Below are 25,344 nucleotides of genomic sequence, written 5' to 3'. Positions count from 1 at the left end.
AATCCGACCTTCGAAAGTCTTATTACTGCAGTTCGGGTTACTTTTCTGTGTGGGCAGCCCAGCCCAAGATCAATTGAGCATGAAAGCGCGCGGCCAAGGCTGTCAGGGGTGCAGTCGATCGCTTCGCGTGCCTGCCCATCGGGGGCGGGCTGACGTGAATGAGGGCCTCGTTGCGACCTGCTCGCGGCACGTCTCGGTTCCGCAACTCGGGTGTCCGGACGATATCGCGGCTGTGGTGGTCTTCTTGGCGAGCGACGCCTGGCGAGCCATCAACGGCGCGCTCATACCCATCGATGGTGGGCTGTCCGCACGTCACCCCGCTGTTGTCGATATTCACGTCCTGACATGACACGAGACTCGGTGGCGCTCGATTTGCAGAGTCTGGACGGAAAGCTCTGTCGTTCAACTTATTTCGAATGTCACTGATACCAGCAGAGGAGATGTCATGAAACTCGAAGGCAAAGTCGCACTGATCACCGGTGCCGGGTCCGGTTTGGGACGCGAGTCGTCACAGTTGTTCGCGTCGGAAGGCGCGAAGATCGCGGTCGTGGACATCGATCCGGAGCGCGCCAAGGGAACCGTCGAACTGGTCGAGAAGCAAGGCGGTTCCGCAATTGCGATCACCGCGGACGTGCGAGTCGAACAGCAGGTGACCGATGCGGTGGTCGCAACGGTCGAGGCTTTCGGAAAGCTCGATATCGCCTGGGCAAATGCGGGTGTGCTCTCGCATGGGGGTATGTCGTGGGCGGGCCGTGAGCAGGTCGAGTTCCAGGATTTGACGGACGCAGACTGGCAGGATGTGCTCGGCGTCAACCTATCGGGCGTGTTCTACACGGCCAAGGCGGCAGTGCCGCACATGCGTGCCAACGGCGGCGGAGTGATCCTTGCGACGTCGTCCGCGGCATCGCTCGTCGCCTACCACGACATTGCGCTGTACTCGGCGACGAAGGCCGGCGTCAACGGCCTGATTCGGGGTCTGAGCCTCGACCTGGGCAAGTACGGGATCCGGGTCAATGCGATCGCGCCGACCCACGGGATGTCGCCGAACTTCCTGGCTCCGGCGGGTTCTCCGGTGGTGGGGCAGTCGTACGAGGAGACCGCAGGACCGTGGGATCCGGCCGTGTCGCCGATTCCGCTCAAGCTGCAGCGCCCGCCGTCGCTGAAGGACAACGCGCGGGCTGCGTTGTTTATGGTGTCCGACGACTCGGCCTACATTTCGGGCGTCACGCTGCCGACCACCGATGGCGGTACTCTGGCGCGCGTGGCAATGATGTTCCCGGAGGATGGGAACACCTCTTCCGCCTATGGTGACGTTGAGGCCTGACATCCTGTCTATCCACGACCTCGAGACCGCGGAGAACATCCAGGCTCGTGGCGGATCGGGATGACCACATCGCGGGGGTCGAAGAGGCCGTCGCGATGTGCCCGGAACGGGCGATGACTCTCGAACAGCGCTGATTTTCCCCGACATTTGCATAGGGGCGCATACGTCATCGCGATGGACATCTGCGACCAGATCCGACCGTGTTCTAGCCGATGGCCACCGGCGACGACCTGGCAGAAACCGAACGAATCGCCAAGGAAATCGACGGCGCTATCGTCACGGCGGTCGGCGAGTCCGAAATCTCGATGGCGTTCGGACCGTCTACGACGCAGGTGTCGCGCCGTTTGGCAAGGTCGATATTGGGCTGCCGAACGTCGGCATCATGCCGGTCATACGGGTCCGGCAGTCAGCGCAGGCGTGGCACGACGTGATGCTCACCGGCGTGTGGCACACACTCGAATCGACTGTTCCAGGCCTGATCGAGCGGGGCCAAGGTGATTCCATCATCACCACTTCCGCTGTCGGATTCACCAGCATCCGCCTCAATACCTCCCCGGGTAGGCGGTATTCGGCAGCCAATCACTATGTTGTCGGTCTGGTGCGGCTGTATGTAAGACAATTGGCCCGAATAGTTTCGGTCAACACTGTGCATCCGACCGGAGTGACCCCCCGATGGAGGCCAACGCGGAGTACGCCGAATTCATCACACCACGCCGAGGTTGTGGCCGACGAATCCTACAAGAACCCGATGACCGTCGAAATGGTCGAATCGGTTGATATCAGCAAGTCGATATCAGCAACGCGATCGTGTACCTCGGGTCCGACGATGCCCCGCTACGTAATCTGGAATCACCTTCCCGGTCGACGCCGGCTACAACATCCGCTGAATTGAGGAGTTTTCCAACATGACCACTACCGAGACCGCAGCAGGCATCCGCCCGCCGATCGCCGATCGCGAACAGGTGTTCATCGGCGGTCGTTGGGTCGACTCGACCGGCAATGACTGGATCGACGTTGTCGATTCCTTCAGCGAAGAGAAAGTTGCGCGGGCGCGCGCGTCAACGGCGGACGACGTCGCCAAGGCGGTGGCTGCGGCTCGTGAGTCGTTCGACAAGGGGGAGTGGGCTGCGCGCACCATGGCCGAGCGTGCCGACGTGCTCGACGCCATCGCCGATCGTCTCGAACAACGCGTGGACGAACTTACCCCGATCGGCGTGATCGAGGTTGGGGTGCCGGTCAGTGTGAGCCGGCCGACCCAGGAGATGCTCGGCGAGTTGTTCCGCGCAGTGGCCGCGGTTGCCCGTGAGTTCGAGACGCTCGAGGAACGTCCCCGTGCCGCCGGAGGCGTCTCCCGCATCGTCAAGGAACCCACCGGAGTGGTCGCCGCGATCATCCCGTGGAACGGTCCCGGAACGATCGCCTTCAAGGTCGCCCCCGCACTGGCAGCCGGCTGCTCCATCGTGCTCAAGACTGCACCCGAGGCGCCGCTTTCGCCGTCGGTGTTCGCTGACATCATCGGCGAACTCGTCGATGAAGGCCGTATCCCCGAGGGCGTGGTGAGCGTGCTGTGTGCCGATCGCGAGGTGTCGGAGACCCTCGTGACCAACCCCGAGGTCGACCACGTCACCTTCACCGGGAGTACCGCCGCGGGCCGGCGCATCATGTCGCTGGCCGGTGAGCGCATCGCACGGGTCTCGCTCGAACTCGGCGGCAAGTCCGCGGCGATCATCCTCGACGATGCGAACATCGACCATGTGGTGCAAAGCCTTCCCATGGGGAGCTGCATGCAGTCCGGTCAGGCTTGCATCGCCCTGACCCGGGTGCTCGTTTCGCGTAAGCGCCACGACGAGGTGCTCGAGGTGCTCGAGGCTGCGTACGGTGCGCTGCCGATGGGCAATCCCTGGGAGCCGACCAACTTTCTCGGCCCGCTCGCCTCGAAGCGTCAGCAGGACCGGGTGCTCGGGTATATCGACATCGCGAAGGAAGACGGAGCGAAGGTCGTGCTCGGTGGTGGGCGACCGGACGGGTTCGAGAAAGGCTTCTTTGTGGCCCAGACGCTGCTCGACAACGTCGATCCCGATTCGCGGATCGCGCAGGAAGAGGTCTTCGGCCCGGTCATCTCGGTGATCACCTACGAGGACGAAGAGGATGCGATCGCGATCGCCAACAATTCGATGTACGGCCTGTCGGGCGCGGTGTACACCGAGGACATCGATCATGGCTTCGAGGTTGCGCGCCGCATCCGCACGGGCACGATCAGCGTGAACACTGCGACAATGGACTTCACGCTGCCGTTCGGTGGTTACAAGCAGTCCGGTCAGGGTCGTGAGGGTGGTATCGAAGGTCTTGAGGAATTCTTCGAGATCAAGACCGTCCACATGCCGGCGCCTGCGCAGTAGAGCTCTCCTACGTGCAACACTCCCGCCATCGGCGGGGGTGTTGCCGCGTCGTGGGGTGCGTCCGCGCCGCCCCCAGCGTCAGATGCTCCATTCCGTCGAGAATCTGGACATGCAGGTGCGTCGGTCCTCCCGAGACTCCGAGAAAGCGGACGAGCCGGCGCAGAAGGCCCGCAGTGCTTCTGAGATGAACTCGGGCCCATTGTCCATGCGCAAGACCAGCGGCGGACCACCCCACATCGCGAACGCCTTCTCTAAGCCCTCGATCAATCGGTCGGCGGTGATCGAGCGGTCCACGATGTTCAGCAACGACATCCGGGTGGGGGTACCACCCTGCACGCAGTGCTTGGGGGAGGCTCGTCGACCATCGACGCGATCTTCACCGTCCTGCCGCCGACGGTCGAGTCGAACTGGAAGTCGACGGCCCACACAACATTCGGAGCATCTGCGTCGACGACCGGAACGGAAGATTGCCCGGCGCGTTTGCGGCGTGGGGCGCGCCGGACCTGCAGACCCTCTTCCTTCCACAGGCCGTGGACCTACTTCTTGTTGACCAGACGCCCTGGTCGTAGCCCAGCCACGCCCACGCCCGGCGGAACCCGTGCCGCGGATGCTTGCGGGAATAGCTGCGCAGCTCTGCGCGTAGATCGGCATCCGGATCGTCCGGCGTCTGCGCCAACGGCAGCCGTCGGTAGGCGGATCGGGAGAGCCCAACAACCTTGCGCGCGAACCGCTCCGACATGCGCATGGTGCCGGTGAGCAGCCGCTCGAGTCGGCTCTTCTGCTCCCGCAGTTCCTCGAGTGCGGCGGCGATCTCCTTGCCGTTCTTGACTTCCGCGGCCAACTCGTCAGCCCGGCGCCACTTGCACGATGTCGTCCTCCCTACCGGCGTGGGTATCCGTCGAAGTCTATGATCCGGCGGTCGTACCGGTCGAGGGACCCGCTACGCCGGGGTATGCGGGACGATCGTGCACTCTTACCTGACGAGTGCGTCGACGACCGACGCGAACATGGTTGACTTGATGGCGCCGAGAGTCGAAGTGTCCTTACCGATTATGGGTCTGATCAACTCGAGTGCGCTGTCAACCAGGGACGCTTCATCTACCGTACGGTCCAAAAGCCCATTCTCCCGTGCTTCGATGCCACCGTATCGATACCCGGTCGTCATCGCGGTGATCGCAGCCTGGGGTGTGAGCTTGGCTTGGATCAATGCGGCCATGCCGGAGGTGAAGGGTACCTGGACGTCGACTTCAGGAAAACAGTAGAAGCCCCGATCGGCACGCATAATTCGGTAATCGTGAGAGAGTGCCAGCATGGCCCCGGCCCCGAATGCATGTCCGTTGACCGCAGCAACAGTCGGCAGAGGAAGGGTCAGGATCCGCGCGAACAATTGCTGCGCACGCTCGAAGTACCATTCTCGTTGGCTTTTGTGTGCAGTCAACCAATCAAGGTCGAGTCCGTACGAGTAGAACTTGCCGTCGGCGGTCGTGATCAGACCCTGAACACCTTCGCGCATGACCTCGTCCAACAGAGTGTCGACTGTGTCGATCCATTGGGGCGTGAAGCGGTTCTCGCCGTCTCCGAGATGAAGGACAGCAACCTTGTCCTGATAGTGCAGTTGTGCAGTCACCACGTGCCTTTCATTCAAGTTACCAGCAGGAACGACCTAGCGCGGCGTCGTGCGATTTGCTCCGTCGATTCGGATGACTTCGTTGTTGAGCATGGGGTTGTCGATGGCGAGTAGTCAAATCCCGTAAGTCGGGGATCGTTACGCGACCTCTGACACGAGGTATCGGGCCGAGGTTCCGGGTGATATCGACCGGCGGATCGCGGAGTTTACCCTTGGGGAACAACGCGCCGACCGGCACCAGAGACGCCAGTGGGGGAGCGTTGACGGGCCGCCATTGCGACTGCGCCGCTTCGATCAGATTGTATGCCATCGCCATACCGGCCGTCCGCGAGCCCGGGTCCTTCGTCACCCTGGTCCGAAGCCGCACCGCCGCAAAGGTGGACTCGATCGGATTCGTCGTTGATCAACAACCACGGTTCCCAGGGGGAGCTGTCCAGTAGTGGCTCGACGCCCCCGCGGGACCCTTTCACGGGGCGCCGAACCGAAGAGCCAGCTATTTTCAGCTAATGCTGGATCGCCCGTATCTCACTGCCTCGCTGTAGTAATCGAAAAGCACGAAACCGTCCATCGTCGGGGATATGAACATCCGTGCCCCCTCGTCGTAGCTGTCACGCACCGTATCTCGGCGCGCGACAGCCAGGCAGATCTTCCCCGCGTCGATGGTCTGCTTTCTGGCACGTCTGAGAATTTCGGTGACCTCCTCGTCGCCGGTCAGCCCTCCCATAGTTCCGCCGATAGGCTTGCCCATTCTGACGGTAAGATCGGCTGCGCCCAACATCACACCGTCGATTCCGTCTACTTCGAGCATCTCGGGCAAATTGGCGAAGCCCATGGGCGTCTCTACAAGGATGATCACCAGAGTGTCTCGGTTTGCATCAGCCAGGTACGTATCGACATTGTAGTGGTCCATCCACCGTGAGACTGGGTATGTCGGGTCGAATCCCCTTGCCCCCCAGGGTCCGTACTTGCATGCTTGAACGATCAGTTCGCATTGTTCCCGTGTCTCCACGGTCGGAAGCACGACTCCTTGAGCCCCCGCTTCCAGTGCTTGTTCGATGAGGGAATGATTGATTTCCCGCGGGCGGACCAGCGCAGGGACGTCATAGCCGTAGGCAGTCAGGATGCAAGAATCAAGTTCGCTCGTTGCGTATCCGGCATGCTCGAGATCGAACAAGATGAAGTCGACACCTGCCCGCGCGATGGCTTCGGTTACAGGTGGAGCAAAAATGTTCTGCAGAGCACCGAAAACGGCTTCGCCGCTTTGCAGTCTGCGTTTGAGAACGGGCTTCATTCTGTGTATCTCCCGAGGTGCGTGGTGCGTGGCGGAGTTGGCTATTTATATAAATTGAACTCGCCGACTTGTTCTAGGAATAGCTAATTGCTGCGGATGCAAGACTTTGGCACTGTTGCGTCCGCGTCCGCGACCGAGTGCGGTTGTCAGATGGGTGGAACATCGCGCACCCATTCTCGGCCGGTATCGGTCATAGAAATGAGGTCCTCTATCAATTCTGCAGCGAGCGGAGTGAGGCGCCGTTCGGTAGAATGCGCGATCACGGAGAAAGACTGCGATTTGCCGGAGATATCGATGGAGAGGCCCCGCAATCCGAGTCGATCGCCCTCAGCGAATGCGGCGCCGCCGATCAGTATGGCGTCACTGTCGCGCGTCAGGTCGGCCAGAATTTCGTAGTTGTCCAACTCGATCGTCGGTTCTCGGATTCCGAGATCAGCGAGCTCTGCGATCGGGAATACCTGTCGAACGAATGAACCCGCCAGCACGGGGTACGTGGCCAGCCGGTCCCGCGTCAAGGGTCCGTCGAGCAGTGGGTGGCCGTCCCGTACAAGCAAGACGACCCTGGCCGGTCCGGCTACCTGTCGGACGGCATAGCCCGGACCCAAACGATCGCTTTCGGAAGGAAGTGGCAGCCCGCCCAGATAGAACTCGATCTCGGCGCTGCGAAGCAGGTGGCGAAGAGTCGCGTTGGAGCCCACCACCACTCGGACCGTGGGTGCCTCGGGTCTGCTCATTATTTTCCGGAGCAGAGTGGGCAGGAACGCTGAGGCCGACACGGGGCCGAGACCAAATCTCGTGGGTACGTGTGTCCCCTTCGCGAGGAGCTGTAGATCCCGCTCGGCAGCTTCCGCATGCCGCACCAGATCCTCGGCATACGAGATGAACTTTGCACCGTCAGGAGTCAGGACGGCCCCCGACCGTCCACGCTCGAAGATACGAATCCCATATTGCCGCTCAAGAGTCTGAATGCTACGACTCAAGGCGGATTGAGACATCGGGATGATGTTTGCCGCCTCGCTGTATTGACCGGCGTTGGCGACTGCGATCGCGTGCTTCATCCGTTGGAGATCGAGCATCGTGTTTCACCCCTTGAATGAAGTTCGTATGTGCCGGAACCAGCGTATGTCCGTCCCTGGGGTTCACAGGACACACGTCGCTTCGTCCACGTAGTTTCTGGATCTAGAGCCGACGTCGAGTGCACAGGTCGGGAATCTATCCCCAGTCCGATCCGAAAGGGTAGATCACGGCGACACGGGGGCGTCCCGGTTGATCCCGCTCCCGGCCGTGGGGGCGAGATTGTCAACGGGTCCTGCCGTTTGGTCCATCCTCACCTCTCGCTTGCGAAATTCATCGAGCGCTGACTCCGCGGCTGAGCGAAGCGTGTTCAGGTCGCTCCCGACGGTCCCGAAATCGGCCCGTTGATCGAAACCGAATCCGAGCGGTGCGCCGGCGAGAACACCGCGCGAATGGGCGGCGTCCACCACAGTCTCCCAAAGCCCGATCAGTTCAGCGGCATCTTCGAGCATATCGATGCCCAAGTCCTGTGCGAGATCAGAGGGTCCGAAGAAGACGTGGTCGATACCGTCGACATCAAGGATCTCGTCGATATTCGAGAGACCCGCCCGACTCTCGATCAGCGGGATGACTACCGTTTCCTGGTTTGCCCTGTCCTGGAAGGCCGGCCAGTCGACGCGCGTGAAGCCCGTGGGAGCTATGGCCGAGCACGTACCCCTCCCCCCGACTTCATACCTACTGGCTGCAACCGCACGGCGTACGTCGTCAGCGCTGCTCACCTTCGGGATCACGATGCCGCCTGCCCCCGCATCGAGAGCCTGCTGGATCAGGGTGGGATTGTTCTCCAGCACTCGCACAATCGGTACCAAGCCGGTTGCGGCAGCGGCTAGTAGGTGCGATCGGACCGACTCCATCCCGATGATGCCGTGCTCACAATCGATGAGTACCCAGTCATACCCTGCGTGTCCGTGCACCAGCGTTACATTGGGGTCCGAGGACATCACAAAAGTGCCGATCGGCTTACGGCCCTCCCGGATGATTTCCCGGAAGCGCGATCGAGTTCCCGATCCGTTCCTGGGAATGAATGCGGCGTTTTTCATTGCTCACCTACTCCTTGTTCGACCGAGACTGGTTACGAGAGCTGTAAGACCACAGATCTCGAGGGCCCAGATCGGGACAGATACAGAACTTCGAACTCTTCTCCGCGACCAGCGAACTAGTGAAGTCGGGATGATTCCGAGAGTCTGTGCCAACTATGATCGTGGTAGACGAGAGGGGCTCGCGACATACCCGAATCGTCATCGACTATTTCTTCGGCCCGAACCAGGACAACGTAAGAGAGTCCGGCTTCCATCGAGTCGATGATCGAGCCGCGTATCCACCGTGGGGCCTCGGTAAACAGCGGCTCTCCACCTGCGAGACGCGTCCAGATCGACTCGTCTTCGAATCGGTCTATCCCACTCGTAGCGCCGAGCTTTGCAAGCGCGAGTTCGTCGGCGCCGAGGAGATGCACCACAACCGATTCAGCATTTCGAATGGTCGGAGTGCTGGACGACTGCATCGATAGCGAGAACCCGAGGAGTGGTGGATCGGTACTTACCGAGAACACGGACGTGGCGGTGAGGGCCACTGGTCCTTCTCCCGCATCGGCCGTTATGACCGCGACGCCCGCCGGATGGGCACTGAAAACCGCTTTGAACTTCTCCGGCGACGGCCGGCGGTCGGAACTGGGGGACCGAGGAGCACGCGTACTTTGCAACATTGCTGACTGCCTTCCTAACTGGATGGCTGGAACAGGACGGTCATGGAGTTGACGAAACCGGACCGAAATTTGCGTCCGTCGTGCGGTTCCGACGACGGGTTCGCTTGGTTTCCCATGGGACGATCGGAGCGAGGCGGATTTACCTGGAGGCGCGGTCGCGAAGTCCGAGGCGCTGTCGAAGCGTGGGTGCTTCATCGAGTTCGGGCATCAGCTCGCGGCGGCGGAGTTCAGGAATGACGAGGCGGGCGAAGTCTTCGAACGACCCCGGGGTGTCGGCGGGGACGATCGAGAATCCATCGCAGGCTCTCGTCTCGAACCACTCGGCCATCTGATCGGCGACACTATTGGGGTCGCCGACGAAGCGAACCAGAGTGCTTCGCATCGGCCCGTGTGCCAGCTCGCGCAGTGTGGCATCGGGTCCGTACGTTGCTTGTGCGGCCTCGACGGCCTTGGCGACGTTGCCGCGCGCACCTTCGATCGAATCCAGGAGATCGGGGGGCAGGGGGGAATCCATCGGCAACTTGCTGAAGTCGAAGTTCGCTTGTTCCGACAAGAAGATCAGTTCTTCCTCGGGGGTAGCCAACCGGTCGAAGTAACGCGCTCGTGCGACGGCGGTCTCGTTGTCCTCGGCCACAATGACTTGCACCGCGGGAAGAATTTTGACATCCCCCTCCGGGCGGCCCGCCTGCGCTGCTAGCTGCGCTTGCGACGAGTAGTGTGCTCGAGCCTTCTCGATGTTCCTTGGCGACGTAAAGGTGAGGTCTGCCCATCGTCCTGCAAACTCCATACCCCGCCCCGATTGGCCTGCCTGCAGGAGGATCGGCCAGCCCTGCGGGGGCTGCGGGACGGTGAGCGGGCCACGAGACGAGAGCCATTTCCCGTTGTATCCGAGCTCATGCACCTTGGTGGGATCGGCGAACACACCGGTCGAGCGGTCCATCTGCAGAGCGTCGCGCTCCCATGTCTCCCACAGCCCGGTGACGATCTCGAGGAATTCGTCGGCGCGGTCGTAGCGAGTGCTGGAGTCCAGGTATTCGGTGCCGAAGTTCTCCGCCTCATTGCTGTTGAGCGATGTGACGATATTCCAGATTGCGCGGCCGGCGGACAGATGGTCCAGCGTGGCGAAGGCGCGGGCGACATGGTACGGCGCGTGGTAAGTCGTCGAGTACGTGGCCCCGAGGCCGATTCGTGACGTGTGTGAGGCCACGAGTGAGAGGACCGAGATGAGATCGAGTTTTACCGCACGAGATCCCTTCATGGCCGCCTCTGCGGGCGAATCACCAAATGCCGCAGGCATCGCGAGACGATCATCGAAGAAGAGGATGTCGAAGCCGCCACGGTCCAACGTACGCGCCAGGTTGATGTAGTAGTCCGCAGTGAGTATTCGCGGATCGGTCCGCGGGTGGGTCCATGCGCCGATCGATCCGTGCGTCGACGATGCGGACGCGAACGCGGCAAGAGTTATGTGGTCGCTACGAACAGACATACAGCGGCCCCTTTCGTACGTATATGTGTCGGAAAACTCATTGTGCATTTCAGTCACGAATCTGACCAATGCATATGCAGGCTTGATAGTTGCACGCAATGCATGGATTCGTGGCCCCGCACGGGCTGCGAGAGCAAAGTCCGTGGACCCGTCGCCGCACCCGGGCGCTGGACGGGGGAGTCGCACCAGAAAATCGGGGGGGGGGGGGGGGCACAACGGACCACCGCTGGCGACGGGATGTTCCCCGAGGTTTCGCGTCGCAGTCGCTCGATGTGGCCGAAACTGATCACACTACGAGAGCGTGGTCGAGGGATACAAACACGAGTTCGCAATCGCGATTGCGAGCCACAGGTGGTCGGAGTGGTTGTTACCGACCGCAGACGAGCTGATGGCAGTTGATCTGCCCCTTCGGTTCTCCCACGTCGAATGTATTGGGCGCGTGGAAAATACAGTTTGCCGAGCTGTCAGCACTGCAGTTGAGGGTCTCGGGTCGTGTGATCGGACGAAGGTCCGGTCAGTGTTGACTGGAGTTATTTTGTCCCGTACGTTCTTCGTGACGGACGTCACGTCAGAACGGGTTCGGCTTTCCTGGCTGAACGACATCACACCTTGCTTGGCGTGAATAGGCGCCATCGGCAAAAGATTTCGTTCGCCGTTGTTTCTCCTGTCCAAGTTCGAATTTGATTCGGATCCGACCGTAGAGAGAGTAAACATGCGCAGTAGGAAGACGGCAGCAGTTGCCGCCGGGAGTATCTTGATCTTGGCGCTCACGGGGTGCTCGGGTGGCGGTGGGAGTGGGGCAGCGGGCTCGGGCGATCTCGCGTCCATGGAACCGATCACTCTCAACTACGCTGACCTCGTGTCGCCCGATTCCCCGGACGGCAAAGCGGCCCAGGCGATGATCGATTACGTGCAAAGCGAGTCCGGGGGCAAGATCACCATTACGCCCTACTGGTCGCAGGCGCTGTTGGACGCCCCCCAGATGGCCTCCGGTATTCGCGACGGGGTTGCCGACATGGGACGGTTGGCGATCGCGTCGGCGCCCACCGAGATGCCGATAGCGAACTGGTTCTCAGGTGCCGGGGCAGTGCCGCCGGACAGCTACCCGGCGAGCAACCTGGTCGGCGTGCCGACCCACATCGAGATGTATCTCGATGAGGATTTGCCTTTCCTCCAGGAATTTACGAGTCACGGCCTCGTTCCGCTCGCGATGAACTCAGCGAGCAGTAACGAGATGATCTGCTCGCGACCGGTAACGACGCCTGAGGATCTCCAGGGCGCTTCCGCGCGTGTTCCCGGGGAGCCATGGAACGGCGAGGCGAAGGCACTCGGTATTTCACCGGTGTCCATACCCTCGGGAGAGTTGTACGAGGCTCTGCAGCGTGGAGTTATCGATTGTGCGGTGGTATCCACTACGTTCCTCCTCCAGGCCGGTCTCTTCGAAGTCGCCGACACTTACCTGCCTCTGCCGATGTCGGTGAACACCGGCGCCGGCCTGGTGATCAATCAGGAGATCTGGGAGAGCCTTCCGGCTGAAGCCCAAGAAATTATTCGAGACGCTGCTGCCATATTCTCGACCGAGACACCGAAGCTCGCTGTCGAGCAGCGGGCCACCGTGATCGAGACCCTCGAGAAGAACAACGTCGCAATCGCGGACATGCAGCCATTCCTCGACCTTCTCTACGCTCAGCAGGAGCGGAGGCTGGAAGAGATGGTGTCCGATGCACCTGCAGGCGTCGATGACGCGGAAGGTCTGCTTCAGTGGTACGTGGACTCGATCGAGCGAAATTCTGCCGCACTCGAGGACCTCGGCGTAGCCATCGACGACGACTATTCTCCCGACGCAGTGGCCTCCTCGTTCGTAGCCGGAACCGAGCAGGTGGACTGGGACGGCTACCAGGAATTGATTCTGGAAGCTGTTTCGACGGGCCGGTCTGACGATGAGTAGCCAAGTCGCCCTTGGGAAGCCCGACGACATACACCGTCGTCCGGTCGTCCTTCGGTTGGTCGACAGGATTGCAGCGGGAGGTGTCGGCCTCGCTGGTGTGCTGGTCGGGCTTATGGGCTTCAATATCATTATCGACATTCTGGCGCGCGTAGCCGGCGACCCGCTGCCTGCGACCCTCGACATGGTCCAGTACCTCTGGATGCCAGGGCTCGCGCTATTGGCATTGGGCAGTACCGAGCTCCGCAGTGAGCAGATCCGGGTAACCGTCCTCACGGACGCGCTGAGCCCGGTCGGTGCGAAGGTTGCCGACATCGTGGGCGCAATCGTTGTCGGAGGTCTGATGGCCTGGGTGACGGTGTTGTGCTGGGAACGAGCGTTTGCCGCATTCGAAATCGGTGAGAAGACAGCCGTGACGAATGTTCCGATTTGGCCTGGCCGTTTCCTGGTCGCCATAGGCGTGACGCTGCTGTTGATCTGCGCGGGCGCGCGGCTGTGTGAGTTGTTCGGAATGCGCGCCACGGAGAAGGAGCCTATTGATGACTAGCACGTTGGATCCGGTTGACATCGACACCGCGCCACCGAAGCCGCCGAAGAAAATAGCGAGCGCCCTGAATTGGTTCGGACTCGTCTTCGGGATGGCGGCGGTAGGCATTGCCGGAGTCATGCTGTTCGCAGACCTGGATCGACTGACCGTCGGCATTCTCACGATCATATTGCTGGTCAACATCATGTTCATCGGTATTCCGGTGGGCGTAGCGATGATCCTGGCAGCGGTCGTCGGGTTGTTCAGCCTCCGCGGTCACCGAATGGCGACTTCGTCGTTGCAGGAACTCGTCTTCGACGGGGTGGCCAGCTGGAGCCTGAGCGTCATCCCCCTGTTCGCTCTCATGGGCGTTGCGATGTGGCGCAGCGGTATGACGGCGAAGGCGTTTGCCAGCATGTACCTTTGGTTCGGTCGGTTGCCTGGGGGGCCCGCGATCGCGACCAATGCCGCCGGCGCCGGCCTGGCAGCGACGAGCGGCAGCACGATCGGCATCTCGTTCGCACTCGGCCGCATGGCGATTCCGGAGATGCTCAAGATCGGCTACTCGCCGAAAATCGCGACGGCAACGGTCGCCATGGCGGGCACGCTAGGACAGGTCATCCCCCCGAGTATCCTGCTCATCATCTATGCCGGGGTCGCGCAGGTGCCTGTCGGTCCGCAGCTTGTTGCCGGGATCGTGCCCGGTGTGCTACTCGCCCTGGCATTCTCGGTGACCATTTTTGTCTGGGCGATGGTACGGCCCTCCATGGCGCCACGGGCGAGCATGGAAGGTGTCACCCTTGGGGACCGGCTCCGATCTCTCGGCGGCCTGATCCCGCTCGTGACCGTCGCGGTCGTCGTGCTCGGTGGGATCATCTCAGGGATCTTCACCGCCACGGAATCGGCTGCCGTCGGCGCATTGGTGGCTCTCCTGTTCGGATGGCTGAGCCTGGGCTCCGGTAAGCGTGGCGTGCGGAGCTTGGCGTCATTCGTGAAGGACAGCGCGGTGGACGCAGTGGCCTCGGTCGCCAGTCTGTTCCTCGTGCTGATCGGTGCACTCCTGATCGGCCGGATCATCACCCTGAGTGGCCTTGCTCAAGCGCTCACCAGTTATCTGGTGGGTCTCGACCTCGGACGTGTGCAGCTTCTGTTGATCCTTGTGGTCGTGTACATCGTTCTCGGCATGTTCCTCGAGTCCACGCCCATGATTCTGCTCACGGTTCCGCTCTTGCAGGCGCCGTTGGAGGCTGTCGGCATCGATATGCTGTGGTTCGGCGTCTTCATCATCATCATGTGTGAGATCGGTATGGTCTTCCCGCCGATCGGAATGCTCGTCTTCGTGATCCACCGGCTGGCCCAGGATCCGAAGGTGAACCTCGGTCGGCGGATCACGCTGGTGGACGTCTATAAGGGGATCATGCCATTCGTCCTGGCTGTGCTGGGCGTCGTGCTATTGATCATCCTCTGGCCCGATTTGGTTGTCTGGTTGCCTGGTTTATCGGCCTCGACCGAGTGACAACACCCTGGAGAGAACCGGATGTACTCCTCTCGGAGCTCGCATGATGCTCCGAATGCCGGACGAAACGCTGAGAAGGAGCTATGGGCGCAGAACTGTCTCGGTCGGGATCTGGTGTCGATTGGAATGCCCACTGTGACCGCGAAGCGATCCGGAACGTGCTCGCGTTGTACTGCCGGGCCGTGGACCGGGGCGATCGTGAACTTCTGCTCTCCCTTTACCACCCGGATGCAATCGACGACCACGGGTCGTTCGTGGGTACGGTCGTGGAGTTTGCAGAATTTGCCATGCAGAAAATGGAAGAGACTTTCGACAGCGTCTCGCATGTGCTCGGCAGCACCCAGATCGAATTGGAGGGTGACGTGGCCATGACCGAGACGTATTACACGGGTATGCATGTCCTCAAGGCGGGTCCTGGGCAACCGCGACGTCTGATGACCTCGGTCGGTCGTTACATCGACCGTTTCGAACGCCGGGACGGTGATTGGCGTATCGCCCGAAGAGTCGTGGTGAAGACCTTCCGGGATCTCAGGGAGATGAACGAGCCGGTAGGCGACAGATTTGTGTTGGCCCGGCGGGACCGGCTGGATCCGGTATACGCAGGTCCTCTCGGAACGGCGGGACTCGAGCGAGGGTGATCCACACCGGCCTCGATCTTCCCTCCGGCGTTCATCATGTTCATCGGTCATCCATCCCAGTTTTCCCGGCAGTGTGTACTGGTCCGTATTTTATCTGAAGCCCTTGTCTCGGAATGGCGTCGACGTTTCGCAGCGTCCCCGGACCGCGGGTGACTGCTCTTCGCGCTGTTGCGATACGCCCGCAGCTCCTCACGGTTGTGCTCGTAGGTCACCCCCAGTAGGGGTGACCCCGCGGCGCTCCCTTTCCTGACTGCGGTGCTGAGCGGAAGCTGGTTTTCGTGGGTGTACTGCGTCTCGTTGCCGGTGAGGTCGTGAACCCACGGGCTCGACCTCACCTGGACGCGCAAGGGTCCGCACGAGTATTCCTACGAAAATGCACAGTCAGCCTTGACTGTGTCGTGGTACTTGTGCAGTATTGGGCCCAGAGCCGACAGCGGTGACTCGATCTGGAGTCGGTCGAAGAGTCGCACTGTCTGAAGGAGGCAAAGATGACCTACGAGAATCGCCTGGACATGCCAGCAAGTTTCGGGGCATCGCAGATGCCGCCGGTCTCGACCGGAGCGACCGGATGGTCCGCGAGAGTGACTTTCGAGACGAGCAAGGATGCCGTTGCCGATCTCCTTCCGTCCTTCTATCAACTGACGGACACTCCGACAGTAATGATCAGTTACGCAAGGCTTTCCAATCTGGATTGGTTGGCCGGACGCGGCTACAGCCTCGTTGCGGTACACATCGACGCCATCTTCCGCGGCAAGAAGGAAACCGTTCAGGGCCCGTTCAGCCTCGTTGTGTGGGAGGATGATTCGAACTCGGTGGTCGCCGGACGGGAATATCTGGGCGTACCGAAGGTCTACGCGGACATACCCTCTGCTTCGGTCGGTGAGGAATCCTTCGAGGTTGTATGCAGCGAATATGGAACAGATCTGTTGTCCATCAACTTTTCGAATATGGAGCCTACGTCGAATGAGTACTTGGAACGTGTGAACAACGCTTCGAGTACCTACCATTGGCTCGGGTGGAAGCATATTACTGCGACTCCCACTGCTGACGAGGAACCGGTTCCCGATGCGGATTATCCGACAATTCTTACGCAGGGGGCACGATACGACAGAGTGTGGCGGGGAAATGCGGAGATCAAGTTCTTCACCCCAAGTTTCGCCGAAGCGCCCGTGTCCGGTCGCATTGCGAACCGCCTCGCCGAGATCCCGATTCTTCGGGTAGGTCGCGCAGTTGCGAGCCATGCGGTAGACATCACCCTGAACAGAGCTGCTACGCGTCGGCTGACCTAGTAGATGCGAACCAGACGTAGTCCGCAATAGCGTGCCTGATCTGCCGGAGCGAGTATCTATTTCGCACTGTTTCTGTGGCTCTCAGATCAGGAACTGGTAGAACAATCCGAACATCGCCCCTGCCAGTCGATCCCGTCCTATTTTTGCGAGAAATATTGACGGGCAACGATCCTGTGGATCGCAGGTCAACGGTTCGCGGATCCGAATGCCGGCACCGGGTCGATCACCTGATGGAGTTAAGACGATGAACAAGGTTATGGATTCCGCGGATGAAGCTGTCGCGGACATCAATGACGGCGCAACTATCGCGGTAGGTGGGTTCGGACTATGTGGAATCCCGTCGGTCCTTATCGCCGCATTGCTGGAGAAAGGGACTTGCGACCTGGAGGTCTATTCCAACAATGCCGGCGTTGACGACGGGGGACTGGGCCTTTTGCTGGCCGCGGGTCGCCTGCGCCGAATGGTTGCTTCATATGTCGGGGAGAACAAAGAGTTCGCTCGCCAGTATCTCGCCGGAGAACTCGAGGTGGAACTTACGCCTCAAGGGACACTCGCGGAGCGAATGCGTGCCGGTGGGTCGGGGATCGCCGGCTTCTACACGCAGACCGGGGTCGGTACCCAGGTTGCGGAAGGGGGGCTGCCGTGGCGGTACGACAAGGACGGCAATGTGGCAATTGCGTCCCCTCCGAAATCGGTCCGGTCTTTCGACATGGGTGATGGCGTGAAGGACTTCGTTCTGGAGGAAGCCCTCGTATCGGATTTCTCGCTGGTCCGAGCCTGGAAGGGCGACCCACACGGCAACCTTGTCTTCAGGGATTCGGCGCGCAATTTCAACCCTCTGGCTGCGATGTGCGGCAGGATCACCATCGCAGAAGTCGAGCTCTTGGTGGAACCCGGGGAAATTGCGCCGAACGATGTGCACACGCCTGGGGTGTACGTGCACCGCGTGGTTGCGCTCTCCCCGGAAGAGGCTGCGGACAAACGGATTGAGAAGCGGATGGTGCGCGAGCGCAGTGTTTCCTCGGCATCGACGCACAATGACTCGAAGAGGAAAGTGGTGCAGGCATGAGCTGGTCACGAGGAGAGATGGCAGCGCGAGCTGCCTCGGAGCTGAGTGACGGTTCGTATGTGAACCTGGGAATCGGACTCCCGACACTGGTACCCAGCTATGTTCCCGACTACATGGAGTTGGTGCTGCAATCGGAGAACGGAGTACTGGGTACGGGCCCTTACCCCTTCGAAGGTGACGAGGACGCGGATCTGATCAACGCAGGCAAGGAAACCGTCACGCTTCGAGACGGAGCCTCCATCTTCGACTCCGCCATGTCGTTCGGCATGATCCGCGGCGGCAAGATCGACGCGGCGATTCTTGGAGCAATGCAGGTTTCCGCCGCAGGTGACATCGCGAACTGGATGATTCCCGGGAAAATGGTCAAGGGAATGGGTGGCGCGATGGACTTGGTCCACGGGGCAAAGCGGCTCATCGTACTGATGGAACACGTGGCCTACGACGGATCTTACAAGATCGTCGACGAGTGCTCGTTGCCTTATACCGGGCGCAGAGTCGTCCAGCGGATCATCACAGACCTTGCTGTGATCGATGTCCTCCCGGATGGAGGTGGTTTGGCCTTGGTCGAGTTGGCGCCTGGAGTGACAGAGGACGAGGTTCGGGAGAAGACCGAACCCGACTTTGCTCGCATCGACCTCTGACATGTTCGGAATGTAATCCGGGTAGTGGTGTAGGAACTCGGTTCTGGACTCGTGCACTGCTCGATATGAGAACCGGATTCACTGCGCTGGCCGGCCAGCGCGGACGGCTTACACGAGACGGCAGGAGCAGTTCCTATGACGTTGACATCCAGCCAGCGTGACACGGACGTCCCACAGTTGGTGACACGGCACTCGGTGCGAACGCCTGGGCAGCCAAGACATTCGAGTAATAGTGCGATCGAGCACCTCGCAGGGGGAGGACTCGTCATCGTGTCCGGTCTTCGTGGGCACGGGTTCCTCGTCGTCGCCGCACATGCGGCGTCGACAGCCGCGGTCGCGTTCATGGTCCGATACTCGTCGGGGTTCGTGCAGATCGCGCTTCCGCGCGGGCGCTGTGAGGAGTTGATGTTGCCGCCGATGAACCCGTTCGACACAGGTGAAATTCGGATGTGCGTAGGCGTGGATGCCGTGCAGGGGACAAGTACCGGTATCTCTGCCGCCGATCGTGCGACCACTGCCCGTGTCCTTGTCGACCCGGGGGCCGGTCCGAGAGCTCTCACTCGACCCGGGCACCTCGTCCCGATCGCCATCGACCCATGTGCTTCCGATATGCAGGACAGTGCGGCGGCAATTGCGTTGAGCCTGACCGCAGGTACGGAACTGCGTCCAGGTGCCTTGTTCGCAGAATTGGTCGGGATCAACGATCCCACCCAACTTATGTCTCACGCAGAATGCGTGGAGTTCTCCGAAACCCATCATCTGCCACTCATCACCGTCCGTTGACGATCACGACGGAGGTGTCGCTACAAGCGGCGAGCCTGGGGATCGCACGGGTTTTGAAGGAAGTTATGGATACAGAACTGTTCGAAAGGCCGGTGACGCACGTGATCGGGCGGGTGGCCATCGTCGGTACCGGCCACGTGACGCAGCCCGGTATCGTTGCTGGTTCACTCCTCTCCCTGAGGGCGGTCCGATTATGAATTCGGACGCTTCGACAACACGGCGGCGGCTAGTGAGGCCGGTCCGCGGGGACAGGCTTCTTCGACATCAACGTGCATTCCAGCGGATACAACTCCGCGAGCAATCACGTTTTGAGAATCGGAGCTGAAATGGACGCTATCGATACCGGCTTGTTGGTACTCCGAGTACTGCTCGGATTGACAATGGCCGCCCATGGATACGGGAAACTCTTCCGCGGAGGTCGTATTCCCGGTACCGTCGGGTGGTTCGACAGTATCGGCATGCGGCCCGGCAAGGTACACGCTTGGCTTGCTGCCCTCACTGAACTAGGAGCGGGCATCGCCCTTGCTCTCGGCTTGTTCACCCCGTTCGCTGCTGCGGGGTTCGTCGCGTTGATGTTCGTGGCCGCCTGGACCGTGCATCGAGGTAAAGGGTTTTTCATCGCAGCGGACGGTTGGGAGTACAACCTCGTGCTGGCCGGTGGTGCTGTCGTCGTCGCGATCATGGGTGCGGGCAGTGCGAGTCTCGATCATCTGATCTTCGGAGGTAACCTGCTCGACGGGTGGGGCGCCGGCACGATCGCATTGGTCGGTGGGCTGTGTGCGGCCGGAATTCTGCTCGGAGCGTGCTACCGGCCGATCCCGAAGGCCAGCGACGAGTCGATGACGGTGTCGTAACGGTGGCTACTTCGCGGCCGTGTCGCTGTCGCGGTGACCTCCGATCCAGTAACCGTACTGTCGCAGTGGAGTTGTCGCGCAAGGGAAAAGCTGCACTGCGGGACTCCATGCTGCCCCGTGTATTTCGGCCTACATCGGTACCAAGGCCGCTGCACTCGACGTGATGCATGAGTCTGTTCCGACTACGTGTCGATCTGTGCATGGTGGTGACGCACCCGCACCCGCAGCCGGCTTCGGCGATTCGGAGTTCGGTTCCATAAACCCATATGAGAAGTAGAGAAATCGGAGGAGTATCGATGACTGGGACGACACGTGCGGTGATTGTCGCCGGAGCCCGGACGCCCATGGGGCGTCTGCAGGGCTCGCTCAAGGATTTCTCCGGATCCGATCTCGGCGGTGTCGCGATCTCCGGTGCGCTCGAGCGGGCCGGTGTGGCCCCCGAGCAGGTCGAGTACGTCATCATGGGCCAGGTCCTCACCGCCGGTGCCGGGCAGATCCCGGCCCGTCAGGCCGCCGTCGCCGCCGGTATCCCGATGAACGTTCCGGCGTTGACGATCAACAAGGTGTGTCTGTCCGGCATCAACGCCATCGCCATGGCGGATCAGCTGATCCGCGCGGGCGAGTTCGACATCGTCGTCGCCGGGGGCCAGGAGTCGATGAGCCAGGCCCCGCACCTCCTCGAGAAGAGCCGCGCCGGGTTCAAGTACGGCGATGTCACGCTGCGCGACCACATGGCCTACGACGGCCTGCACGACATCTTCACCGATCAGGCCATGGGCAACCTCACCGAGTCGGCGAACTCGGGCGAGAAGTTCGTCTCCCGCGCCGAGCAGGACGCCTTCGCCGCCGCCTCGCACCAGCGGGCCGCCCGCGCCTGGAAGGACGGCCTGTTCGAGGACGAGGTCGTGCCGGTGTCGATCAAGCAGCGCAAGGGCGACCCGATCGTCTTCGCCGCAGACGAGGGCATCCGCCCCGAGACCACCGCCGAATCGCTCGGATCGCTGCGTCCGGCCTTCTCGAAGGACGGCACCGTCACCGCCGGTTCGGCCTCGCAGATCTCCGACGGTGCCGCCGCGGTCGTGGTGATGAGCAAGGCCAAGGCCACCGAGCTCGGGCTGAGCTGGATCGCCGAGATCGGCCGCCACGGCGTCGTCGCCGGACCCGACTCGACGCTGCAGTCGCAGCCGGCACGGGCGATCGCCAAGGCCTGCGAGCGTGAGGGTGTCGACCCGACCGACCTCGACCTGATCGAGATCAACGAGGCCTTCGCCGCCGTCGGCATCGTCTCCGCCCGCGAGCTGGGTATCGATCCCGAGAAGGTGAACGTCAACGGCGGTGCGATCGCGCTCGGTCACCCGCTCGGCATGTCGGGCGCGCGCATCGTGCTGCACCTCGCGCTCGAGCTGAAGCGCCGTGGGGGTGGCGTCGGTGCTGCCGCGCTGTGCGGCGGTGGCGGCCAGGGCGACGCGCTCATCGTGCGGGTGCCCAAGAACTGACTGTCGACCGAAACTTGGGGGAGTGCGAGGAGCAGGGATCAATGACCGTAACCGTGACCGAGGCGAGCATGTCAAACGAGAAGTCGACTGTGCCGGACGATTTCGTCGCAGGACTCGAAGGCGTGGTCGCCTTCACGAGCGACATCGCCGAGCCCGACAAGGACGGTGGCGCACTGCGCTATCGCGGGGTCGACATCGAAGAGCTCGTCGCCAAGGGCGTCACCTTCGGCGACGTGTGGGCCCTGCTCGTCGACGGCGAGTTCGGTCGCGGCCTGCACCCGGCCGAGCCGTTCCCCCTGCCGATCCACACCGGCGACGTGCGCGTCGACGTCCAGGCGGGTCTGGCGATGCTCGCACCCATCTGGGGCTTCCGTCCGCTGCTCGACATCGACGACGCGACCGCCCGCGACAATCTCGCGCGCGCCGCGGTGATGGCCCTGTCCTATGTGGCCCAGTCCGCCCGCGGCATCTACCAGGCGGCCGTGCCGCAGCAGCGCATCGACGAGGCAGCCACCGTCACCGAACGCTTCATGGTGCGCTGGAAGGGCGATCCCGATCCCAAGCACGTCGAGGCGATCGACGCCTACTGGGTGTCGGCGGCCGAGCACGGCATGAACGCCTCGACGTTCACCGCCCGGGTCATCGCCTCCACGGGTGCCGACGCGGCGGCGGCGCTCTCCGGTGCGGTCGGCGCGATGTCCGGTCCGCTGCACGGTGGCGCCCCGGCCCGCGTGCTGCCGATGATCGAGGAGACCGAGCGCACCGGTGACCCGCGCGCACTGGTCAAGGGCATCCTCGACCGCAAGGAGAAGCTCATGGGCTTCGGTCACCGCGTCTACCGCGCCGAGGACCCCCGCGCCCGGGTGCTTCGCAGCACCGCGAAGCGGCTCGACGCTCCGCGCTTCGAGGCTGCGGCCGCGCTCGAGCAGGCCGCCCTGGCCGAGTTGCGCGAGCGTCGTCCCGACCGGGCGATAGAGACCAACGTCGAGTTCTGGGCCGCGGTGATCCTCGATTTCGCGGAAGTCCCCTCAGCGATGATGCCCGCGATGTTCACGTGCGGCCGGACCGCCGGCTGGTGCGCGCACATCCTCGAGCAGAAGCGTCTGGGCAAGCTGGTGCGTCCCGCGGCGATCTACACCGGCCCGGATCCGCGATCCGCGTCCGAGGTCGTTGGCTGGGATTCGATCACGCATCGCTGATTCACCCGTCGACGAGTCCGATCCTCTCAGAGAAGGAAAGAGAGATTTCGTCTCAGCCATTCCAAGGTATGCAGCCCAGTGGACTTCTTGCCGGCTGCAACCGTGATCGGAAACGTAGGCGCTGAACGGCTATGTGATCCAGATCATTCAGATGTCGGTAGCGGCCGACGCATTCCCCCGTGAGCTATCCCTGTATTGGAGACCAGATGAGTTGCGGTCATGACAACGTGCCCGTTTCCTACCCGCCGAGTCCGGAGTTCACCGCCACCGCCAACGCCGGTCCGGAACTGCAGGCAGCGGCCGACGCCGATCGGCTCGGATTCTGGGACGAGCAGGCGAAACGACTCGACTGGGCAGAGCCCTGGACGGAAGTGCTCGACTGGTCCGACGCCCCGTTCGCGAAGTGGTTCGTCGGCGGCACGCTCAACGTCGCCTACAACTGCGTCGACCGGCACGTCGAGGCCGGTAACGGCGATCGGGTCGCCATCCACTTCGAAGGCGAGCCCGGCGACACCCGGTCGCTGACCTACAACGACCTGCTCGCCGAGGTCTGTCGCGCCGCGAACACCTTCACCGAGCTCGGCCTGGTCGCCGGCGACCGCGTCGCGATCTACATGCCGATGATCCCCGAGGCGATCGTCACCATGCTCGCGTGCGCGCGCCTGGGCCTGACCCATTCGGTGGTCTTCGCCGGCTTCTCGTCGTCGGCGCTGCGCTCGCGCATCGACGACGCCCGCGCCAAGCTGCTCGTCACGGTCGACGGTCAGTGGCGCCGCGGTCAGGCCGCGCCGCTCAAGGCCGCCGCCGACGAGGCCGTCGCCGACGCGACCTCGATCGAGCACGTGCTGGTCGTCGCGCGGACCGGCATCGACGTCGAGTGGACTTCGGGACGCGATCTCTGGTGGCACGAGACCGTCGAGAAGGCCTCCCCGGAGCACACCGCGCAGCCGTTCGACGCCGAGCATCCGCTGTTCATCCTCTACACCTCGGGCACCACGGGTAAGCCGAAGGGCATCATCCACACCTCCGGGGGCTACCTGACCCAGGCCTCGTACACCCACCACTACGTCTTCGACCACAAGCCGGGCACGGATGTCTACTGGTGCACCGCCGACATCGGCTGGGTGACCGGCCACAGCTACATCGTCTACGGACCGCTGAGCAACGGCGCCACGCAGGTCGTCTACGAGGGCACCCCCAACTCGCCGAACGAGCACCGGCACTTCGAGATCATCGAGAAGTACGGGGTGTCGATCTACTACACCGCCCCGACGCTGATCCGCACGTTCATGAAGTGGGGTCGCGAGATCCCCGACGCCCACGATCTGTCGTCGATCCGTCTGCTCGGCAGCGTCGGCGAGCCGATCAACCCGGAGGCGTGGCGGTGGTACCGGGAGGTCATCGGCGCGGATTCGGCACCCATCGTCGACACCTGGTGGCAGACCGAGACGGGCGCGATCATGATCTCGCCGCTGCCCGGCATCACCGCCACCAAGCCCGGCTCGGCGATGGCCCCGCTGCCCGGCATCTCGGCGAAGATCGTCGACGACGAAGCCACCCCGCTCGGGGCGGGCGGTAACGGCTACCTGGTGCTCGACCAGCCGTGGCCGGCGATGCTGCGCGGCATCTGGGGCGACGATCAGCGTTACCGCGAGACCTACTGGTCGCGCTACGCCGATCAGGGCTGGTACTTCGCCGGCGACGGTGCCCGCTACGACGACGACGGGGCGCTGTGGGTGCTCGGCCGTGTCGACGACGTCATGAACGTTTCCGGTCACCGCATCTCCACCTCGGAGGTCGAGTCGGCGCTCGTGTCGCACCCGTCCGTCGCCGAGGCCGCGGTCGTCGGCGCGGCGGACGAGACCACCGGTCAGGGCATCGTCGCGTTCGTGATCCTGCGCGAGCACGTCGAGGGCACCGGCGAGCAGCTCATCAAGGAACTGCGTGATCACGTGGCGGTGGAGATCTCCCCGATCGCCAAGCCCCGCCAGATCACCGTGGTGCCGGAGCTGCCGAAGACCCGCTCGGGCAAGATCATGCGCCGCCTGCTGCGCGACGTCGCCGAAGGCCGTGAGCTCGGCGACACCTCGACCCTCGTCGACCCCAAGGTCTTCGACGCGATCTAAAGATGACCGAAGGCAGGTCGGGCGGGTTGGCTCGCCCGTCGGCTCGACCCCGGTTTCGCCGGCCATCTGGGCGTAGAAGTGGGCCAGGCGCGTCTGTCAATTAGGCTCCGATAGACCATCGCCGCTGCTAATACTGCAACGACAGTTTGTGACCATCGGTGCATTTGTGGCAATTGCTCACTTGTGCAGTCGGAGGTGACCGGCAGCGCGCCGATAGTGTTCGGCTGATCGATGAACCGCCCCGGGCTTAGTGCACACTGCGGTTACCTGTGTGCGGCCGACTGGTCGGCACCGAGAGCAGCGTAATACGCAGTCTCGAACTCGAGCGGCGGGACCCGACCCAGACGGTGCATCAGCCG

The 25,344-nt window shown here is 62.3% G+C and carries 24 protein-coding genes and 1 pseudogene; 16 read left to right on the top strand and 9 right to left on the bottom strand.

The window, feature by feature from the left end; translation table 11 throughout:
• Positions 1-79 precede the first annotated feature (79 nt).
• The 4 genes from ACWPOC_RS24970 (at position 80) to ACWPOC_RS24955 (ending at position 3,723) form a co-directional block, all read left to right on the top strand.
• A complete protein-coding gene (locus ACWPOC_RS24970; protein WP_455409507.1) occupies positions 80-349 on the top strand; it encodes an SDR family oxidoreductase in 270 nt (89 codons plus the stop codon).
• Between the two features lie 96 nt (positions 350-445).
• Entirely contained in the window at positions 446-1,324 is an 879-nt protein-coding gene (locus ACWPOC_RS24965) for an SDR family NAD(P)-dependent oxidoreductase (RefSeq protein ID WP_455409488.1), read from the top strand.
• A 97-nt stretch (positions 1,325-1,421) separates the two neighbouring features.
• Entirely contained in the window at positions 1,422-2,216 is a 795-nt protein-coding gene (locus tag ACWPOC_RS24960; RefSeq protein ID WP_455409487.1) for an SDR family NAD(P)-dependent oxidoreductase, read from the top strand.
• Positions 2,217-2,229: 13 nt separating this feature from the next.
• Positions 2,230-3,723: an aldehyde dehydrogenase gene (locus ACWPOC_RS24955; RefSeq protein ID WP_455409486.1), complete on the top strand. Its 1,494-nt coding sequence runs from the start codon at positions 2,230-2,232 to the stop codon at positions 3,721-3,723.
• A gap of 78 nt (positions 3,724-3,801) precedes the next feature.
• Here the strand turns inward: ACWPOC_RS24955 and ACWPOC_RS24950 are convergent, their stop codons facing one another.
• From ACWPOC_RS24950 to ACWPOC_RS24910, 9 genes and pseudogenes are all read right to left on the bottom strand, one after another.
• The gene (locus ACWPOC_RS24950) at positions 3,802-4,035 is read right to left on the bottom strand and encodes an integrase catalytic domain-containing protein (RefSeq protein ID WP_455409485.1); all 234 of its coding nucleotides are present in this window, start codon (positions 4,033-4,035) and stop codon (positions 3,802-3,804) included.
• Between the two features lie 64 nt (positions 4,036-4,099).
• The gene (locus ACWPOC_RS24945; RefSeq protein ID WP_455409484.1) at positions 4,100-4,564 is read right to left on the bottom strand and encodes a hypothetical protein; all 465 of its coding nucleotides are present in this window, start codon (positions 4,562-4,564) and stop codon (positions 4,100-4,102) included.
• A gap of 132 nt (positions 4,565-4,696) precedes the next feature.
• Entirely contained in the window at positions 4,697-5,350 is a 654-nt protein-coding gene (locus ACWPOC_RS24940) for an enoyl-CoA hydratase-related protein (protein WP_455409483.1), read from the bottom strand.
• A 178-nt stretch (positions 5,351-5,528) separates the two neighbouring features.
• Positions 5,529-5,750: pseudogene (locus tag ACWPOC_RS24935) on the bottom strand (IS256 family transposase); the annotation flags it as partial.
• Between the two features lie 99 nt (positions 5,751-5,849).
• Complete coding sequence (locus ACWPOC_RS24930) at positions 5,850-6,641, bottom strand: HpcH/HpaI aldolase family protein (protein WP_455409482.1); 792 nt, start codon at positions 6,639-6,641, stop codon at positions 5,850-5,852.
• 146 nt (positions 6,642-6,787) lie between these two features.
• The gene (locus ACWPOC_RS24925; protein ID WP_455409481.1) at positions 6,788-7,717 is read right to left on the bottom strand and encodes a LysR family transcriptional regulator; all 930 of its coding nucleotides are present in this window, start codon (positions 7,715-7,717) and stop codon (positions 6,788-6,790) included.
• 165 nt (positions 7,718-7,882) lie between these two features.
• Positions 7,883-8,755 carry an HpcH/HpaI aldolase family protein gene (locus ACWPOC_RS24920; RefSeq protein ID WP_455409480.1) on the bottom strand — a complete coding sequence of 291 codons (873 nt, stop codon included), beginning with the start codon at positions 8,753-8,755 and terminating at the stop codon, positions 7,883-7,885.
• A 116-nt stretch (positions 8,756-8,871) separates the two neighbouring features.
• The gene (locus ACWPOC_RS24915) at positions 8,872-9,417 is read right to left on the bottom strand and encodes a flavin reductase family protein (RefSeq protein ID WP_455409479.1); all 546 of its coding nucleotides are present in this window, start codon (positions 9,415-9,417) and stop codon (positions 8,872-8,874) included.
• Between the two features lie 139 nt (positions 9,418-9,556).
• Positions 9,557-10,903, bottom strand: coding sequence for an NtaA/DmoA family FMN-dependent monooxygenase (locus ACWPOC_RS24910; protein WP_455409478.1), 1,347 nt, complete (start codon positions 10,901-10,903; stop codon positions 9,557-9,559).
• An 859-nt stretch (positions 10,904-11,762) separates the two neighbouring features.
• Here ACWPOC_RS24910 and dctP point away from each other — a divergent pair.
• From dctP to acs, 12 genes are all read left to right on the top strand, one after another.
• The gene (gene dctP, locus ACWPOC_RS24905) at positions 11,763-12,851 is read left to right on the top strand and encodes a TRAP transporter substrate-binding protein DctP (RefSeq protein WP_455409477.1); all 1,089 of its coding nucleotides are present in this window, start codon (positions 11,763-11,765) and stop codon (positions 12,849-12,851) included.
• The gene (locus ACWPOC_RS24900; protein WP_455409476.1) at positions 12,844-13,395 is read left to right on the top strand and encodes a TRAP transporter small permease subunit; all 552 of its coding nucleotides are present in this window, start codon (positions 12,844-12,846) and stop codon (positions 13,393-13,395) included. The genes dctP and ACWPOC_RS24900 overlap by 8 nt, the downstream gene beginning before the upstream one ends.
• Positions 13,388-14,890 (top strand): TRAP transporter large permease, encoded by a 1,503-nt coding sequence (locus ACWPOC_RS24895; RefSeq protein ID WP_455409475.1) that lies wholly within the window; start codon positions 13,388-13,390, stop codon positions 14,888-14,890. Before ACWPOC_RS24900 ends, ACWPOC_RS24895 begins: the two co-directional genes overlap by 8 nt.
• 83 nt (positions 14,891-14,973) lie before the next feature.
• Positions 14,974-15,528 carry a nuclear transport factor 2 family protein gene (locus ACWPOC_RS24890; RefSeq protein WP_455409474.1) on the top strand — a complete coding sequence of 185 codons (555 nt, stop codon included), beginning with the start codon at positions 14,974-14,976 and terminating at the stop codon, positions 15,526-15,528.
• 488 nt (positions 15,529-16,016) lie between these two features.
• Positions 16,017-16,817: an acetoacetate decarboxylase family protein gene (locus tag ACWPOC_RS24885; protein WP_455409473.1), complete on the top strand. Its 801-nt coding sequence runs from the start codon at positions 16,017-16,019 to the stop codon at positions 16,815-16,817.
• A gap of 244 nt (positions 16,818-17,061) precedes the next feature.
• Complete coding sequence (locus tag ACWPOC_RS24880) at positions 17,062-17,886, top strand: CoA transferase subunit A (protein WP_455409472.1); 825 nt, start codon at positions 17,062-17,064, stop codon at positions 17,884-17,886.
• Positions 17,883-18,527: a 3-oxoacid CoA-transferase subunit B gene (locus ACWPOC_RS24875; RefSeq protein WP_455409471.1), complete on the top strand. Its 645-nt coding sequence runs from the start codon at positions 17,883-17,885 to the stop codon at positions 18,525-18,527. Before ACWPOC_RS24880 ends, ACWPOC_RS24875 begins: the two co-directional genes overlap by 4 nt.
• A 135-nt stretch (positions 18,528-18,662) precedes the next feature.
• Positions 18,663-19,310: a 3,4-dihydroxy-2-butanone-4-phosphate synthase gene (locus ACWPOC_RS24870; RefSeq protein ID WP_455409470.1), complete on the top strand. Its 648-nt coding sequence runs from the start codon at positions 18,663-18,665 to the stop codon at positions 19,308-19,310.
• 326 nt (positions 19,311-19,636) lie between these two features.
• Complete coding sequence (locus ACWPOC_RS24865) at positions 19,637-20,164, top strand: DoxX family protein (protein WP_455409506.1); 528 nt, start codon at positions 19,637-19,639, stop codon at positions 20,162-20,164.
• A 296-nt stretch (positions 20,165-20,460) separates the two neighbouring features.
• A complete protein-coding gene (locus ACWPOC_RS24860; protein ID WP_455409469.1) occupies positions 20,461-21,660 on the top strand; it encodes an acetyl-CoA C-acetyltransferase in 1,200 nt (399 codons plus the stop codon).
• 41 nt (positions 21,661-21,701) lie between these two features.
• Positions 21,702-22,859: a citrate synthase 2 gene (locus tag ACWPOC_RS24855; RefSeq protein WP_455409468.1), complete on the top strand. Its 1,158-nt coding sequence runs from the start codon at positions 21,702-21,704 to the stop codon at positions 22,857-22,859.
• A gap of 206 nt (positions 22,860-23,065) precedes the next feature.
• Positions 23,066-24,985: an acetate--CoA ligase gene (acs, locus tag ACWPOC_RS24850; protein WP_455409467.1), complete on the top strand. Its 1,920-nt coding sequence runs from the start codon at positions 23,066-23,068 to the stop codon at positions 24,983-24,985.
• Positions 24,986-25,344: the final 359 nt, after the last annotated feature.

Source organism: Rhodococcus sp. 5G237, assembly GCF_053764735.1.
The sequence above is the reverse complement of the archived record's forward strand: the minus strand, read 5'-3'. Positions and strand labels throughout refer to the sequence as shown.